The organism is Klebsiella sp. KP20-425-1, from assembly GCF_025813515.1.
In the GTDB taxonomy this organism is placed as follows: domain Bacteria; phylum Pseudomonadota; class Gammaproteobacteria; order Enterobacterales; family Enterobacteriaceae; genus Klebsiella; species Klebsiella pneumoniae.
In genome coordinates this window covers 776,730-792,673 of the sequence record NZ_CP109614.1, presented here as the reverse complement: position 1 = coordinate 792,673, position 15,944 = coordinate 776,730, and the positions used below count along the sequence as shown (strand labels likewise).

The following is a 15,944-nucleotide window of genomic DNA, read 5'->3' as shown; positions in this document are numbered from 1 at the left end:
TTAGTTACGTTTTACTTTTGCCAGCGGATGATCTTCCGGGTAGGTCGGAATATGCGGCTTATGGGTGCCGAGCATCACGCACATCAGCGCCTCTTCTTCGCCGTGGTTAAACAAACCGCGGTAGATTCCAGGCGGCACCGAGATCAGATCGCGTTCGCGCAGCACGGTTTCGGTATAGTTGTCGCCGTCCTGAATCATCAGAGTGATCTGCCCTTTGAGCATGAAGAACACCTCTTCTACGTCATCATGCAGGTGCAGCGGGCCTTCACATTTGGACGGCAACACCATGGTGGAAAAGGTGAAGTGCTCGGCCGGAACGGTGTTGGTATCACTGGCGACGCCGGTGGCGCCGGTGCCGATGTAGCGCATCTGCGCGCGGCGATATTTCGGATCGAAATCGGCCTGGAATTTCAGCGCATTCCAGTCGTATTTACGGCCTTCAAAGCGCGCGATACGCGACTCCACCCACTCTTCCATCGTCATATGGTCAGGTTTCAAACTCTGTTTTGCAGTTACGGTTGAATCAGTCATCGTTTTATCCTCAGTAACGTCTCAGCAGCGGCAGTAACAGGGCGCAGCCCACCGCCGCCATCACCGCCAGAAAAATCAGCCCGGAATCCATGCTATGGGTGAAGGCGATAAGCGCGCCCATCACCGCCGGCGATAGCGCCCCGGCAAAGTTTCCCAGCCCGTTGAAAATTCCACCCGCCGTGGCGCTGACCCGTGGATGGGTCGCTTTAGCCAGCAGCGCGAAAATGTTTGGCGCGCCGGTGCCCCACATAAAGGTGCTAAAGCTCATCGCCGCGATTACCGGCAGCGGCGTGGTGAAATGCATCACTGCCGCCAGGCCAATACCCGCGCCTGCCAGGGAAATAAAGCAGGCGGCGGCGCGCCTATCGACGCGGTCGGACAGCCAGGCGCCGATAATTTCGCCTAGCAACATGGCGATAAATGGCATCGACGACAGCCAGCCGGCGTGTTCCAGATGAATGCCTTTGCCTTTAATCAGGTAGCCCGGCAGCCAGCCGTTGATCCCCCACAGATAGGCGAGAAAGGCGATGTTGAAGATGCAGATCATCCAAAAATGCGGACTCACAAAGAGCTCGAGACGCGCGCTGCGGCGCGCTTCCTGCGAGGTTTTATCGCTGCTCGCTCTCGCCTCCAGTTGTACGCCGCGCAGCCCGATGCGTACAAAAATCAGCACCGGTATCGTCAGCATCGCCATCACGAAAAATGTGCTCTGCCAGCCGAAGGTATTGAGTAGCCAAATTGACAGCGGGAAACCCAGCGCCGCGCCAACCGGCGTGCCGAGCAGCCACAGCATGGTGGCGCGGGCCTGTAGCCGCTGCGGGAAGGTGTGGCGCACCACGGCGAACGCCAACGGAAACAGCGGCCCTTCAGCAATGCCCAACAGGATGCGCAGCGTCACCATCAGCGCGTAGTTGTGGGTGAAGCCCATGATCACCATCAGGATGCACCACACCACCATCATTCCAGTCAGCAGACGCAGCGGCGCAATCCGGTCGCCAAGGCCGCTTAATAACACTGACGAGAAGCCGTAACTCAGCAAAAAGGCACTCATCAGAATGCCCAACCGGGTGGTGTCGAAATCGATGCCCATCGCCTGCTGGAAGTGACTATCGGAAAACAGCGCGGCGATACTGATTTTGTCGAAAAAAGCCAGCAGCACGCAGGCCAGCAGCGACAGCGGAATGGCCCAACGAACTGCTTTTTCAGGCGTGCGGACGCCCTCGCCGCTCGCCTCTGCAGGCGCGGCGTTGGTCTCTAATGTGGTCATTTCTCCCCCTTAAGGGTTCGCGTTTCTTATCGCAATGACATCAGCGAGAAAGTCGGGTCAGCGAGCGGGACGTTAGAGAGATCCCTTCCCGCCGCCATCCAGCGCTTCGCCAGCTTCACGATACGTGCATTATTGAAGGCCACCAGCTGAGTTAAGCGTCCATCGGCATTCAGGGAGAAGTAGATCGCGCCCTGCGGCTCGTCACGCACAATGGTCCGGCTGCCCGCTTGCGGGATCCCGAGGATCTGGATATTGCGATCGTATTGATCTGACCACAGCCACGGCGCCTCGTCGTAGCCGCTGGCCTGTGGATCGAGCATCGCTTTCGCTGTCGCGATGGCCTGATTTTGCGCAAAGGCCCACGACTGAATGCACAGACCGTACTGATGGTGCTGGGCGACATCGCCAGCGGCGAAAATCGCCGGATCGTTACTGCGCCCTTGGGCATTAACGACAATCCCGCGATCGACAGTGAGCCCGGCATCGCGCGCCAGTTCGAGATTCAGATCGACGCCGATCCCCACCACTACCGCATCGAAGGTTTCCCGCTGGCCGTCGCAGTGCAGCGTCGGCAAGCCGTTATCATCTTCCAGCTCCAGCGCGCCGCAGCCGCGGCGAATATCAACGCCCTGCCCGCGATGCAACTCATCCAGCGCCTGCGAGACCTCCATACTGACCGAGCGCATGCACAGCGCCGGCTGCTGTTCATAAAGGGTCACGGCTACGCCGCTTTTGCGCGCCGAGGCGGCGATTTCGAGGCCAATCCAGCCGCCGCCGACGATCGCCAGCCGCGTTGCCGATGCCAACCGCTGCTTCAGACGCTGCGCGTCCTGCCAGTGGCGCAGGGTATATACCTGAGGATGCTGCCCCCAGGCCTCGGACGGCAGCCGCGCGCGGCCGCCGGTGGCGATCAGCAGTAGGTCGTACGCCAGCGTTTCGCCGTTGCTCAGCGCCAGGGTTTTATTTTGCCGGTCGATCGATTTCGCGCGCAGCGGGCGGTACCAGCGCAGATCCAGTGCCTGCTGCACCTCGGCGCTGAATAACCGCGGCAGCGCCGGTTCGGCCTCTAGCAATGCCGCTTTCGACAGCGGCGGGCGCTCGTAAAAATCCCATTGCTCTTCGGCAACCACGCAAATCTCGCCGCTAAACCCTTCATCACGCAGCGTTTTCGCCGCCCAGCCGCCAGCCTGGCCGCCGCCGATAATGACTATCCGCGCCGTCATACCGCCTCCGGTTTTTTCTGCTGGCGACGGGTATCGTGATCGATACCGCCTTCCACCGCCCATTCGGTAAAGGACACGAGTGAATGCTCCAGCTCGCGCGGCTGCCAGTTTTCCGTCAGATAGTCATCGTTGGTGTAGTACTCAAAAGCGCCGCCGGTCGGGCTGTTGACATACCAGAAGTAGGCCGAGGAGACCGGATGGCGGCCGGGGCCGATAAACGTGCTCCACGCGTTTTTATTCATCGCAATGCCGCCGCCGATCACTTCATGAATATCCCGTACGGTAAACGCGACGTGGTTTAGCCCGCGCTTGCGGTTGGGCAACTGCAATAAGAAGAGGTTATGGTGTCCGCCGCGCACGCCGCAGCGCAGGAACACCGCGCGATTGATATAGCGGTCTGACACCTGAAAGCCCAGCACTTCGCGATAGAAACTTTCCACCGCCGCCAGCTCTTCAACAAAGAATACGACGTGGCCGACGTTAATGGGCTGCGCGCGGTCGTATACCGGGCTCGGAGTGTCGATGCGACGCACATCGCCCCACTGGTTGATCGGTTCAACGTTCAGTTCAACCGCCGTTTGCTGGCTAACCTGCACCCGCAGCGTCATACCGTTGGGATCGCGGCACTCCAGCGCGCCGTCGATTTCACGGAAAGCGGGCTGGCGTTCCAGCTTCGGGCGCAGCGCATCCAGCGCCGCCCGATCCGCCACGCCCCAGGTCATGCGACGCAGGGTGTTGCCCGCCTCAAAGGCTGGCGGTAAGTTGGCGGCATCGGTCGGGTTAAGTTCGACCCGCGCGCCGCTGAGGGTGGTAAACGCGCGGCCGCTGGCGTCGCCGGTCAGGCCAAAATCGCGCATGAATTTAGCGCTGTGGTTCAGGTCGTCTACGCCAAATTCCAGCTTTTCAATTCCGGTAATACTCATTATTCGTCGCCTCTTTACCGTTCAGTCGCCCGAATTTGGGCGTAAAACATGCCCGACGCAATCAAGCGCCTGCTGTTAAGTTGTTGATTTAACTTGCCTGTGACAAATATCCGAGGAAGCCGGAAATTTTGTCCGCCGCCATACTGACGTCGTTCTGCAACCGTTCGCGATCGCTTTGCGGGATCTCGTCCGACGGCACCAGAATGCTGACGACCGCCGCCACCCGGCCGCTGCGGTTAAAGACCGGATAGACAATCGATGAGATGCCGTGGCGGTAGAACGATTCGCCAATCACGTAGCCGCGGGCTTTATCCTGCTGCACCATCTGCCACAGCGCTTCGCGGTCGTACAGCTGGCCCGGCGCATTGCCCGGCAGCCGTTCATCCGGGAACAATTGTTCAAACTCGCTGCGGGAAACATCGGTCAGCAGCATGCGGCCAAGCGAGGTGCAGTGCACCGGTAGCCGCGTTCCGACGCTGACCTGGTTGATACGCGAACCGGCGGCGCTGACGCGGGCGATGTAGATGATGTCGCGGCCGTCGCGGATCGCCAGATGGCTGCTGCACTGGCTGATATCGCGTAGTTGCTCGATGACCGGCTGACCCACCTGAGCGACATCCAGTGAGGCGATATATTCAAAGCCCAGACGCAGTACGTTCATGCCCAGCGAAAAGGTATTGGTGCGGGCGTTGCGCTCAAGAAAGCCCATATATTCCAGCGTCTGCACCACGCGATAGGCGGTCGCTTTCGGCATATCCACCAGCCGATGCAGCTCGGCAAAGGTCAGATCGCGATGCTGTTCGCCAAACGCCAGCAGCAGTTGTAAACCGCGCTCAAGACCGGGCACCAGATACTTCACTTCCTGATCGTTCGCCATACCGCCTCACTTATTAGTTAAAGACAAAACCGCCGTTGACCGGGATCAGCTGGCCGGTGATAAAGCGCGAAAGATCGCTCAGCAGCCAGACCACGCTGCCGGTGACATCTTCCGGCTGCTGCGCGCCGCTGAGCGCGCGGCCGTTCTCATACAGCTGATGACGCTCGGCGGGAACGTATTCCGTGGCCTCAACGCGGGTCAGTCCCGGCGCGATGGCGTTGATACGGATCCGCTTTTCACCCAGCTCGCGGGCCATGGAGCGGGTCATCGCAATCACCGCGCCCTTACTGGCGACATAGGCCATCAGCCGCGGCGCGCCCCACAGCGCGGTATCCGAAGCGACGTTGACGATCGCCGCCCCTTCGCGCAGCAGCGGTACCGCCGCGCGGGTCACCAACCAGGTGCCTTTAACGTTGACCGTCATTACCCGATCCCACAGATCCGGATCGTAATCGATCATATTTTTTCCGCCGACGCCGGTGGCCATCGCTGCGTTATTGACTAAGCCATCGATAGACCCCTGCGCGCCGATGGCGCTGAAGACCTGCTCGATCGATGCTTGACTGGCAAGATCGATGGCGTGAGATTCGACCTGATAGCCCTTCTGCCGCAGGCGATGAGCGCTTTCCGCCAGCTCTCCCTGCAGGATGTCGCACATCACCACCGTCGCGCCCTGAGCGGCGCAGGCTTCGGCAAAGTGGTACCCGAGACCGCGCGCCGCACCGGTGACGACAATACGTTTACCGTTTAGCAGGCCGTTCATCAGGCGGCACCCTGCTGCGCTTCGCGGAGCGCTAACTGCTCTTTCGCCGCTTTCTGCATCATGCGGCGCAGGCGGGACAGACCGACGTCATGTTGATAAAGGTATTCATGATCGCGGGCGTTCGGCGCCAGGCTTTCCAGCACCACGCGATCCTGCTCCAGTACTTCCCAGTGCAGCTTTTCCAGACGGTTGCGGTACATAAAGCGCCACAGATCGCGCTGCCAGCCCTGAACGCCGCGGATGCGCCAGAAGAAGACGCGACAGTTATCGTTATCTTCCGGAACCACCATGCCGACGATCCAGAAGTGGCCGCCCGGCCCGAAACGCTTTTTGTACGGAATAGACAGACGCATCCAGTAGGCGCCGCTGTTGCCCAGTTCAACCCAGTCAAAGTTAACGCCGCTCTGCCCTTTTTTCTCGAAGATAAAGCCGGTTTTCGTCGGCTGCAGGACCATATCGGCTTTGCGATCGCCTTCTGCCATCGAGTGCGATGATGAGTGCAAATAGGTGCCATGCATCGGGTCCATCACGTTTTCCAGCGCGTACTGGTAGTTGCATTTCCACGCCGCGGTGCACAGGAAGTTACTGTATTTTTCGCTATCGGCTAGTTCCTCAGGGAAGCTCAATTCATCAGGCTGCTGATCGGCGGTGACGCCAAACCACAGGAAGATTGCCCCGTGCGCTTCGTGCACGCTGTAGCTGCGCACGCACTGCTGGCCGACCAGCGGGCAGCGATCCACCGCCGGAACGTCTTTCACTTCGCCGTTGCCGGCGACTTCCACGCCGTGATACCAGCAGGCGATACGATCGCCTAAGTTCCAGCCCATTGACAGGCGTGCGCCGCGATGCGGGCAGCGGTCTTCCAGGGCCTGCACCTGGCCATCTTTATTCCGCCAGACCACGATCTGCTCGCCGAGACGGGTAATGCCTACCGGCGCAGACTGCACTTCCCAGCTCGCCAGCACCGGATACCACAGGCCGCGCAGTCCTTTATCAAGATAGTTTTGTACCGTTGTCGTCATCGCTGTGTCCTCAGTAGCCGTTAACCTGTAAAAATGCCTGGAAGCTGCTTTCGCTCCACGGTTCGCCCTGTTGGTCATGCATCCTGACGCCATTGAGGCCGCTCACCAGTTCACCGAGATTTTCCGCGCCCTGCTCGAACAACGTTTCCAGGGTGGCGATAAGCTGCAGTTCCCAGTTTTCCGGCACCCGGCTGCGGGTTTGCCAAATCAGATTGTGATAGTCGCCAGGCTTGTGGATATTGCCGTTTCCGCCTTCCGCCGGTGGCGTAAACTGGCGGCTTTCCGGTAGCGCCGGGTTGAAGTCCAGGGATTCGCTCATGCCACGTTCTCCTCGATAAAGGTAATCTGGATCTGATTGTCGTATACCCGCACCGGGTAACGATTAAGGTTGCGGCCGCCGGGGCCATGCAGGCACTGGCCGGTTTTCACGTCGAATACCGCCTCATGCAGCGGGCATTCCACCTTGCCATCTTCGACAAAGCCCTGGCTCAGTAGCGCATAGGCATGAGGGCAAACGTCTTCCAGCGCGTAATATTCGCCATCAATCAGATAAATACCGATTTCCTTACCGTCGATATTGCCGCTATATGGGAAATCTTCCTGTACTTGCTCCGCGTCACATACGCCTATCCAGCTCATCGCAATCCTCCAGGCTTTTGTTTCATATATGAAACTCTGTTTCTTATTTAATACGGTCAATATAAAAGCGGTGAATGTTTCGTCAAGCATTAATGTGACGAATTTGTTAATGAATGGCTTTTAAATTAGCTAAGTGTGCAATTGATCACGAAAAACTGCATTCAGATGAAATGATGATATTTAAAGCGGTGATCCATTATAAATAAAAATGCCGATTTAAATTTCACATACGACTATTGACTTCTTTTCAAATCGATCATTAAAAATGGGCAACAGCGGAAACCATGGTGTTTCACCCATGAAACAGCTATTTATTTAATCAATTAAAAACAATGAGTTTCATAGGTGAACCATTTTACTCATGTAACTATTTCTGGCGTTAAAAAATAATAACTGGCAATCATTAAATTAAGCGTGGAGACAACGAATGGCGGCAAAATGGCAAGGGCTAATAGCATTACTTTTGTTAATAATTATTTCCTACGTCGATCGGGTAAATATCTCGGTGATGATCCTTAACCCGGAATTCGCTGCCCATTTTCAGTTAAATGAAAACAGAATGTTACAAGGTATGCTAATGACATGCTTTCTTCTGGGTTATGGTTTTTCGGCATTATTATTAACCCCAGTTATAGAAAGTAGATGGCATTATCGTCAGGGACTCTTAAGCAGCATTGCTATATGGGCGCTGGTGTGCGCCATTTCCCCGCTACTCGGCTCACTGCTGGGAATGTTGATCGCGCGCATCGTTCTTGGCGTGGCGGAGGGGCCGCTGTTCTCTCTGAAAACGCGCTTTATCAACGACAACTTCGCCGCTGATGAAATAGGCAAGCCGAATGCGCTGACCGCCCTTGGCGTATCGTTGGGGCTGGCGGTAGGCTTCCCGCTGGTCACCTGGCTGATGGCGCACGTTGGCTGGATCGGCTCCTTCTACGCGCTGGCGCTGCTTAACCTGCTGCTCGGCGGCGGATTAATCTGGCGGTTTCTCCCCGCGCCACAAGTAACCTCACAGCGCGCGAAGCCGGGTTTCAGGCAGACTTGCGCCCTCGCCTGGCGTACGCCGCTGCTAGGCTGGATCCTGCTGGTAGAAATCGCCACGCTCAGCTATCTGTGGGGGAGTAGCGCCTGGTTGCCCGCCTGGCTGCGCGACGAGCACCACTTCTCGCTACAGGCTACCGGCCTGCTGGCGGCTGTCCCCTTTCTGTTAAGCCTCGGCTCAAAGTTTCTTGGCGGCGTGCTCCTCGACAAAATGCGCCCGGAGCAGGCGCCGCTGCTGTTTATTATCGGCGGCCTACTCACCGCCGGTTCTGTGCTGGCGCTGATGCTCAGCCAGCAGCCGGCGATGCTGGCGCTGTTTATGCTGGCGGCGAACGTTTTCTGGGGATTACAGGGGGCAGCGATCCCCGCGGTGGTTCAGCATCACGCCCCGCGCGAAGCGGTGGGCAGCGCCTATGGGATCATTAACGGCATTGGCAATATTTGCGCGGCGTTTATTCCACTGCTGATGGGAGTGGTGATGAAATCGGTGGGATCGGTCAGTTCAGGTTTTTCCGTTCTGGTGGCATCGCAGCTGATCACGCTGTGCGCCGGCGGCGCACTGCTGCTGCGTATGCGTCGCGCAGCAGCAGTAAACGCGTCTATACCCTAAATAAGTTGCAGGACAAAACGGCTAGTCGTTTTGAACAGCGCTTGCGCTGGCCCCGTAAGGACGAGGCCCAGGGATGGGCCGATTTATTGCCCACGCCTATGCAACTTGAAGTATGACGGGAACAGATTTATTCGCCCTTTTTCGCCGCCTGGATGTACAGCATCTCCAGCGCCAGGGTCGCCGCCGCCAGAGCGGTAATTTCGGACTGATCGTAGGCCGGGGCAACTTCCACCACGTCCATCCCGACGATGTTCAGGTCCTTCAGGCCGCGCACCAGCTTGATCGCGCGGTCGGAGGTCAGCCCACCGATAACCGGGGTACCGGTGCCTGGCGCAAACGCCGGATCCAGACAGTCGATATCAAAGGTCAGGTACACCGGCATGTCGCCGACGATCTGCTTCACCTGGGCAATCACGTCATCAACGCTGCGGTCGTTAACCTGGCCGGCGTCCAGTACCGTAAAGCCATTGTCTTTGTCGAACTCGGTGCGGATCCCGATCTGTACGGAGTGGTTCGGATCGATAAGCCCTTCGTTCGGCGCGGTATAGAACATGGTGCCGTGGTCGAACTCGCAGCCGTTGGCGTAGGTATCGGTGTGAGCATCGAAGTGCACCAGCGCCATTTTACCAAAGTGCTTGGCATGGGCGCGCAGCAGCGGCAGGGTAACGAAGTGGTCGCCGCCAAAGGAGAGCATACGTTTGCCGGCCGCCAGCAGCTTCTCGGCGTGAGCCTGCAGCTTCTCGCTCATTTCGCGCGCGTCGCCGAAGGCGTACACCAGATCCCCGCAGTCCACCACGTTCAGGCGCTCGCGCATATCGAAGTTCCACGGGAAACGGTTGTGCTCCCAGGCAAGGTTAGTGGAAACCTGACGGATCGCCGCCGGGCCATGACGGCCGCCCGCGCGCCCGGAGGTCGCCATATCGAACGGCACGCCGGTGATGACCCAGTCCGCATCGCTTTCATACGGCATAAAGTTCATTGGCAAACGCAGAAAGCCAAAGGCATTGGATACCAGGGAGTTATCGTATTGATGACCTAAAGTGCTCATGGATATGACCTCTTTTGACAGTCGTGGAACGTAAAAAATAAGTATAAAAAAACCCCTCCGCGTCGTTAGGCCCGACGAGGAAGGGTTTGATAGATAAATCGCTTATTGGCGTGAATTATCGCCGGTAATGCATACGGGTTCAAGTGAGTATCGCATGCTGCCGGATGACGGCTTCGCCTTATCCGGCCGACATACGCAGGCCCGGTCAGCGCAGCGCCACCGGGCATCAGCGGCTACTCGTCTTCCAGATAAGTATAGCCGTACAGTCCCGCCTCGAACTCCTCGAGGAACTGCTGCTGCAGCGCATCGTCCAGACCGGTATTTTTCACCTGATCGCGGAACTGGGTCAGCAGCGTGTTCGGATCCAGCTGCACATACTGCAGCATATCCGCTACGGTATCGCCCTCGTCGGACAGCTCAACCTCAACGCTGCCGTCAGGGAAGACGAACACGTCCACCGCCTCGGTATCGCCGAACAGGTTGTGCATGTTGCCGAGGATCTCCTGATAGGCGCCAACCATGAAGAAGCCCAGCATCGGCGGGTTCTCCGGGTCGTATTCCGGCATCGGCATGGTGGTGGCGATCCCGTCGCCGTCCACGTAGTGATCGATGGCGCCATCGGAATCGCAGGTGATGTCCAGCAGCACCGCGCGGCGCTCAGGCGACTTGTTCAGCCCTTCCAGCGGCATCACCGGGAACAGCTGATCGATCCCCCAGGCATCCGGCATCGACTGGAACAACGAGAAGTTGACGTAGATTTTATCCGCCATTCGCTCCTGCAGCTCATCGATGATGGGACGATGGGCGCGGTTGCTCGGGTCGAGCTGCTTCTGCACCTCATGGCACATGTTCAGATACAGCTGTTCCGCCCACGCGCGCTCCTGCAGGTTGAAGGTGCCTGAGGAGTAGCCGATGTGGATATCGTGCAGGTCCATCTGGCTGTCGTGCAGCCATTCGCGCAGCGAGCGGCGGTTGCCGGTCTCGTGCATCTCCAGCCAGGTTTCCCACATGCTCTGCAGCGGACGCGCAGCGTCTTCCGCCGGCGGGGTCGCCTCGGTGTATTCGTTACGCTCCACGCCGATGATGTTGGAAACCAGCACGGTATGGTGCGCGGTCACCGCGCGTCCGGACTCGGTGATCACCGTCGGGTGCGGCAGGCCATTCTCTTCGCAGGCATCGCCGATCGCCCAGATGATATTGTTGGCGTATTCGTTCAGACCGTAGTTCACCGAGCAATCGGACTGCGAGCGGGTGCCTTCATAGTCCACGCCCAGGCCGCCGCCGACGTCGAAGCACTGAATATTGACGCCCAGCTTATGCAGTTCGACGTAGAAACGCGCCGATTCACGCACGCCGGTGGCGATATCGCGAATGTTAGCCATCTGCGAACCGAGGTGGAAGTGCAGCAGTTGCAGGCTCTCAAGATGGCCTGCCTCGCGCAGAATTTCGACCAGTTGCAGCACCTGGGTCGCTGCGAGGCCGAACTTGGACTTCTCGCCGCCGGAGGACTGCCATTTACCGGAGCCCTGCGAGGCCAGACGCGCACGCACGCCAAGGCGCGGCACCACGTTCAGGCGCTCGGCCTCTTCCAGTACGATAGCGATCTCGGACATCTTCTCAATGACCAGATAGACCTTGTGGCCCATCTTCTCGCCCACCAGCGCCAGACGGATATATTCGCGGTCTTTATAACCATTACAGACGATGACGCTGCGGGTCATCCCGGCGTGCGCCAGCACGGCCATCAGTTCGGCTTTCGAACCGGCTTCCAGGCCCAGCGGCTCGCCGGAATGGATCAGCGATTCAATCACGCGACGGTGCTGGTTAACCTTGATCGGGTAGACGAGGAAGTAATCGCCGTTATAGCCATACGATTCACGCGCGCGTTTGAAGGCGGCGTTGATCGAGCGCAGGCGGTGCTGCAGGATCTGCGGGAAGCAGAACAGCGCCGGCAAGCGCTGCCCTTGCGCTTCACGCGCTTTGACTAATTCCGCGAGGTCAACGCGCGCTTCCGGGACGTCCGGATCCGGGCAAACGCTGATGTGGCCCAGTTCGTTGACGTCATAATAGTTATTGCCCCACCAGGCAATATTATAAGTACGCAGCATCTTGCTGGCTTCCTGGGAGCTCATCGCTACCTCCTGCATGGAACGTAGTACACCGTGTTCGCCTGCTGACGAAGGCGAAACCATAGACATGTCGTCAGACATAGCGAACCTCAATTTTTAATAATAAGTGTAAGACAGTTAACTACTATCGCAGTCCAAAGATGCGATAACAACCCATGAACAGTCCTAAAGCCCAGCACTATCTGCTGGTTTTGCGACTGCGCGACCGGTTTCTTATTCATATCATCGTAAAACACGTAGCCGAACAGAGTATGACAGTCCGGAGAAACCACGAGAAAACTCTTGCCAGGCAAGAGCGCCCTTGTTCAGTTTTCTGACGGCCGACCGGCCCTGGAATCCTGAGAAGCGCCGAGATGGGGTGAACATCGGCTGGTTTGCATGAGAGAGATGCAGGTTGCGGAGTGCTGACGCGCGACAGAACGACGCGACGAATCAAACGAAAAACATTGGTTCATTATCTGGTATCACCTCCACACCGCCCTGCGACAGGGTCGGCGACAAGCCAAAGCTATACATACCGGGCAACAGGCGCTACGCCGCTGCGAGATTCTGTAAATACAGACTGCTTAACCCGGCTGGAAGTGGCACCACAGGGCCATGCCCCGTGCGCTTTTTTAATGAGCCGCGCGCGGCGTTTTATACCGAGAAGCGGGGTAAAAAGCAAAATAAAAATGTGCCTGTTTGCGCGGTTGTCAGGAAATTTTGCCAGGCGGGTTTTCCCATAAATGCGACCGCCATCAAAAAAGGCTGGAAATGGGCTCAAGATTTGACCTAAAATGGCCGTCCAGAAGTTAATCCGTCTATACTGATTAACACTCAGACTGCTCGTGTCGCTACCTGCGCGGCTTTGCGCTGATTATCCACCAAAGCCACATTACACAACAGTATGAGCTATCCGAATCGTCCACAGGTGAAATAAAATATGGCAAAACACCTTTTTACGTCTGAGTCCGTATCAGAAGGGCATCCTGACAAAATTGCTGACCAAATCTCCGATGCCGTGCTGGATGCGATCCTCGAGCAGGATCCGAAAGCGCGTGTCGCATGTGAAACCTATGTCAAAACCGGCATGGTGCTGGTAGGCGGCGAAATCACCACCAGCGCATGGGTTGATATCGAAGAGATCACCCGCAACACCGTCCGCGAAATTGGCTACGTGCATTCCGATATGGGCTTTGACGCCAACTCGTGCGCCGTACTGAGCGCCATTGGTAAACAGTCTCCGGACATTAACCAGGGCGTTGACCGTGCCGATCCGCTGGAACAGGGCGCCGGCGACCAGGGGCTGATGTTTGGCTACGCCACTAACGAAACCGACGTGCTGATGCCGGCGCCGGTGACTTACGCTCACCGTCTGGTGCAGCGTCAGGCTGAAGTGCGTAAAAACGGCACCCTGCCGTGGCTGCGCCCGGATGCGAAAAGCCAGGTGACCTTCCAGTATGACGACGGCAAAATCGTCGGCATCGACGCGGTCGTTCTGTCGACTCAGCACGCGGAAGATATCGATCAGAAATCCCTGCAGGAAGCAGTGATGGAAGAGATCATCAAGCCGATTCTGCCGACTGAATGGCTCAACGCGTCCACCAAATTCTTCATCAACCCGACCGGCCGTTTCGTTATTGGCGGCCCGATGGGCGACTGCGGTCTGACCGGTCGTAAGATCATCGTTGATACCTACGGCGGCATGGCTCGCCACGGCGGCGGCGCGTTCTCCGGTAAAGATCCATCTAAAGTTGACCGTTCCGCAGCCTACGCGGCGCGCTATGTGGCGAAGAACATCGTTGCCGCAGGCCTGGCCGATCGTTGCGAAATTCAGGTTTCCTACGCTATCGGCGTTGCAGAACCGACGTCCATTATGGTGGAAACCTTTGGCACCGAGAAAGTGCCTTCTGAACAGCTGACCCTGCTGGTGCGTGAGTTCTTCGACCTGCGTCCATACGGTCTGATTCAGATGCTGGATCTGCTGCACCCGATCTACAAAGAAACCGCAGCCTACGGTCACTTTGGTCGCGAACATTTCCCATGGGAAAAAACCGACAAAGCGGCGCTGCTGCGGGAAGCGGCCGGTCTGAAATAATCTCCGCGCTTCCTCTCTTCAAGGCCAGCCTCGCGCTGGCCTTTTTATTTACGCCTCACCCCCTTTCTGCGCCCCCATTTCAACGCGCGGCCGCCACAAAATGAAAGCGATTACATAGTAAAGACTGTCACCTTCTGCCCAAAGATGCTATCTCCTGTACCCATTTTTCACAATGTTACATATTGTTTCGGTCAACTCTGATTACCGTTTTTCAAAATGTCGTCTATCCTTGTTTATATTGCTGATTTAAAAAGCATTTAATGGATTACGTTTCTTTACCTTTGTGGAAACGATTACACAGCCGTGATTATAGTCACGTTTTTTTACCGACGAGTGTCCTACCCTAACCATCGACAGAATCAATAACTCAACTGGAGGGCGTTATGCCTGACAACAAAAAACAAGGGCGTTCGAACAAGACTATGACGTTCTTCGTCTGTTTCCTCGCCGCGCTGGCTGGCCTGCTGTTCGGCCTTGATATCGGTGTTATTGCGGGTGCCTTACCCTTTATTGCCAATGAGTTCCAGATTTCCGCCCACACCCAAGAGTGGGTGGTCAGCTCCATGATGTTCGGGGCTGCCGTCGGCGCGGTCGGCAGCGGCTGGCTCTCTTTCAAACTGGGCCGGAAAAAGAGCCTGATGATCGGCGCAATCCTCTTCGTCGCCGGTTCGCTGTTCTCTGCCGCCGCGCCAAACGTCGAGATCCTGCTGGTTTCCCGTGTGCTGCTCGGCCTGGCGGTGGGCGTCGCCTCATATACGGCTCCGCTGTATCTGTCGGAAATCGCCCCAGAAAAAATTCGCGGCAGTATGATTTCCATGTACCAGCTGATGATCACCATCGGGATCCTTGGCGCCTATCTCTCTGACACCGCTTTCAGCTACAGCGGCGCATGGCGCTGGATGCTCGGGGTTATCATCATTCCGGCGGTATTGCTGCTGATCGGCGTTATCTTCCTGCCGGACAGCCCGCGCTGGTTCGCCGCCAAACGTCGCTTTGTCGATGCGGAACGCGTGCTGCTGCGCCTGCGCGATACTAGCGCCGAAGCGAAACGCGAGCTCGATGAAATCCGTGAAAGCCTGAAGGTAAAACAGTCCGGCTGGTCGCTGTTTAAAGACAACAGCAACTTCCGCCGCGCGGTGTTCCTCGGCATCCTGCTGCAGGTGATGCAACAGTTCACCGGGATGAACGTCATCATGTACTACGCGCCGAAGATTTTTGAGCTGGCGGGTTATGCCAACACCACTGAGCAAATGTGGGGGACAGTGATCGTCGGTCTGACTAACGTGCTGGCCACCTTTATCGCCATCGGTCTGGTCGACCGCTGGGGCCGTAAACCGACGCTGATCCTTGGCTTTATCGTGATGGCCGCGGGTATGGGCGTCCTGGGTACCATGATGCACATCGGCATTCACTCCTCTACCGCGCAGTACATCGCCGTCCTGATGCTGCTGATGTTCATCGTCGGTTTCGCCATGAGCGCCGGCCCGCTGATTTGGGTACTGTGCTCCGAAATCCAGCCGCTGAAAGGCCGCGACTTCGGTATCACCTGCTCCACAGCGACCAACTGGATTGCCAACATGATTGTCGGCGCCACCTTCCTGACCATGCTCAACTCGCTGGGCAGCGCCAATACCTTCTGGGTGTACGGCGGTCTGAACGTGCTGTTTATCCTGCTGACGCTGTGGCTGATCCCGGAAACCAAAAACGTCTCGCTGGAACATATTGAACGTAACCTGATGCAGGGTCGTCCACTGCGCGAGATCGGTGCCCGCGATTAACCTTCCTGAGCTTCCTCCC

15 protein-coding genes are annotated in these 15,944 nt (G+C 57.4%); 3 read left to right on the top strand and 12 right to left on the bottom strand.

The window, feature by feature from the left end; translation table 11 throughout:
• From OHJ17_RS03975 to OHJ17_RS03935, 9 genes are all read right to left on the bottom strand, one after another.
• The gene (locus OHJ17_RS03975; protein ID WP_004174433.1) at positions 1 to 531 is read right to left on the bottom strand and encodes a cupin domain-containing protein; all 531 of its coding nucleotides are present in this window, start codon (positions 529 to 531) and stop codon (positions 1 to 3) included.
• Positions 532 to 541: 10 nt separating this feature from the next.
• Positions 542 to 1,798, bottom strand: a complete 1,257-nt coding sequence (locus OHJ17_RS03970; RefSeq protein WP_004149797.1) for an MFS transporter — start codon at positions 1,796 to 1,798, stop codon at positions 542 to 544.
• A gap of 26 nt (positions 1,799 to 1,824) precedes the next feature.
• The gene (locus tag OHJ17_RS03965) at positions 1,825 to 3,021 is read right to left on the bottom strand and encodes an NAD(P)/FAD-dependent oxidoreductase (protein WP_004174432.1); all 1,197 of its coding nucleotides are present in this window, start codon (positions 3,019 to 3,021) and stop codon (positions 1,825 to 1,827) included.
• On the bottom strand, positions 3,018 to 3,944 hold the full coding sequence (locus OHJ17_RS03960) for a VOC family protein (RefSeq protein ID WP_004149799.1): 927 nt from the start codon (positions 3,942 to 3,944) through the stop codon (positions 3,018 to 3,020). Before OHJ17_RS03960 ends, OHJ17_RS03965 begins: the two co-directional genes overlap by 4 nt.
• Positions 3,945 to 4,032: 88 nt before the next feature.
• Positions 4,033 to 4,821, bottom strand: a complete 789-nt coding sequence (locus OHJ17_RS03955) for an IclR family transcriptional regulator (RefSeq protein ID WP_009308625.1) — start codon at positions 4,819 to 4,821, stop codon at positions 4,033 to 4,035.
• A 13-nt stretch (positions 4,822 to 4,834) separates the two neighbouring features.
• Positions 4,835 to 5,584, bottom strand: a complete 750-nt coding sequence (locus OHJ17_RS03950; protein WP_004174430.1) for an SDR family oxidoreductase — start codon at positions 5,582 to 5,584, stop codon at positions 4,835 to 4,837.
• On the bottom strand, positions 5,584 to 6,606 hold the full coding sequence (locus OHJ17_RS03945) for an aromatic ring-hydroxylating oxygenase subunit alpha (protein WP_004151770.1): 1,023 nt from the start codon (positions 6,604 to 6,606) through the stop codon (positions 5,584 to 5,586). Before OHJ17_RS03945 ends, OHJ17_RS03950 begins: the two co-directional genes overlap by 1 nt.
• Before the next feature lie 10 nt (positions 6,607 to 6,616).
• Positions 6,617 to 6,925 carry a recombinase-like helix-turn-helix domain-containing protein gene (locus OHJ17_RS03940; RefSeq protein WP_009308626.1) on the bottom strand — a complete coding sequence of 103 codons (309 nt, stop codon included), beginning with the start codon at positions 6,923 to 6,925 and terminating at the stop codon, positions 6,617 to 6,619.
• The gene (locus OHJ17_RS03935) at positions 6,922 to 7,245 is read right to left on the bottom strand and encodes a Rieske (2Fe-2S) protein (protein ID WP_004151769.1); all 324 of its coding nucleotides are present in this window, start codon (positions 7,243 to 7,245) and stop codon (positions 6,922 to 6,924) included. Before OHJ17_RS03935 ends, OHJ17_RS03940 begins: the two co-directional genes overlap by 4 nt.
• 427 nt (positions 7,246 to 7,672) lie before the next feature.
• On the opposite strand from OHJ17_RS03935, the gene OHJ17_RS03930 reads away from it, so the two are divergent.
• Positions 7,673 to 8,893 (top strand): MFS transporter, encoded by a 1,221-nt coding sequence (locus OHJ17_RS03930; RefSeq protein WP_032433522.1) that lies wholly within the window; start codon positions 7,673 to 7,675, stop codon positions 8,891 to 8,893.
• 127 nt (positions 8,894 to 9,020) lie between these two features.
• On the opposite strand, the gene speB is transcribed toward OHJ17_RS03930, so the two are convergent.
• The 3 genes from speB to yqgB all read right to left on the bottom strand — a co-directional run bounded on the left by speB (position 9,021) and on the right by yqgB (position 12,291).
• Positions 9,021 to 9,941: an agmatinase gene (speB, locus tag OHJ17_RS03925; RefSeq protein WP_002916572.1), complete on the bottom strand. Its 921-nt coding sequence runs from the start codon at positions 9,939 to 9,941 to the stop codon at positions 9,021 to 9,023.
• 233 nt (positions 9,942 to 10,174) lie between these two features.
• Positions 10,175 to 12,151: a biosynthetic arginine decarboxylase gene (speA, locus tag OHJ17_RS03920; protein ID WP_004149805.1), complete on the bottom strand. Its 1,977-nt coding sequence runs from the start codon at positions 12,149 to 12,151 to the stop codon at positions 10,175 to 10,177.
• A gap of 8 nt (positions 12,152 to 12,159) precedes the next feature.
• Positions 12,160 to 12,291, bottom strand: coding sequence for an acid stress response protein YqgB (yqgB, locus tag OHJ17_RS03915; RefSeq protein WP_002916578.1), 132 nt, complete (start codon positions 12,289 to 12,291; stop codon positions 12,160 to 12,162).
• Positions 12,292 to 12,992: 701 nt separating this feature from the next.
• On the opposite strand from yqgB, the gene metK reads away from it, so the two are divergent.
• Positions 12,993 to 14,147: a methionine adenosyltransferase gene (metK, locus tag OHJ17_RS03910; RefSeq protein ID WP_004149807.1), complete on the top strand. Its 1,155-nt coding sequence runs from the start codon at positions 12,993 to 12,995 to the stop codon at positions 14,145 to 14,147.
• A gap of 383 nt (positions 14,148 to 14,530) precedes the next feature.
• The gene (locus OHJ17_RS03905) at positions 14,531 to 15,925 is read left to right on the top strand and encodes a sugar porter family MFS transporter (RefSeq protein ID WP_002916587.1); all 1,395 of its coding nucleotides are present in this window, start codon (positions 14,531 to 14,533) and stop codon (positions 15,923 to 15,925) included.
• Positions 15,926 to 15,944: the final 19 nt, after the last annotated feature.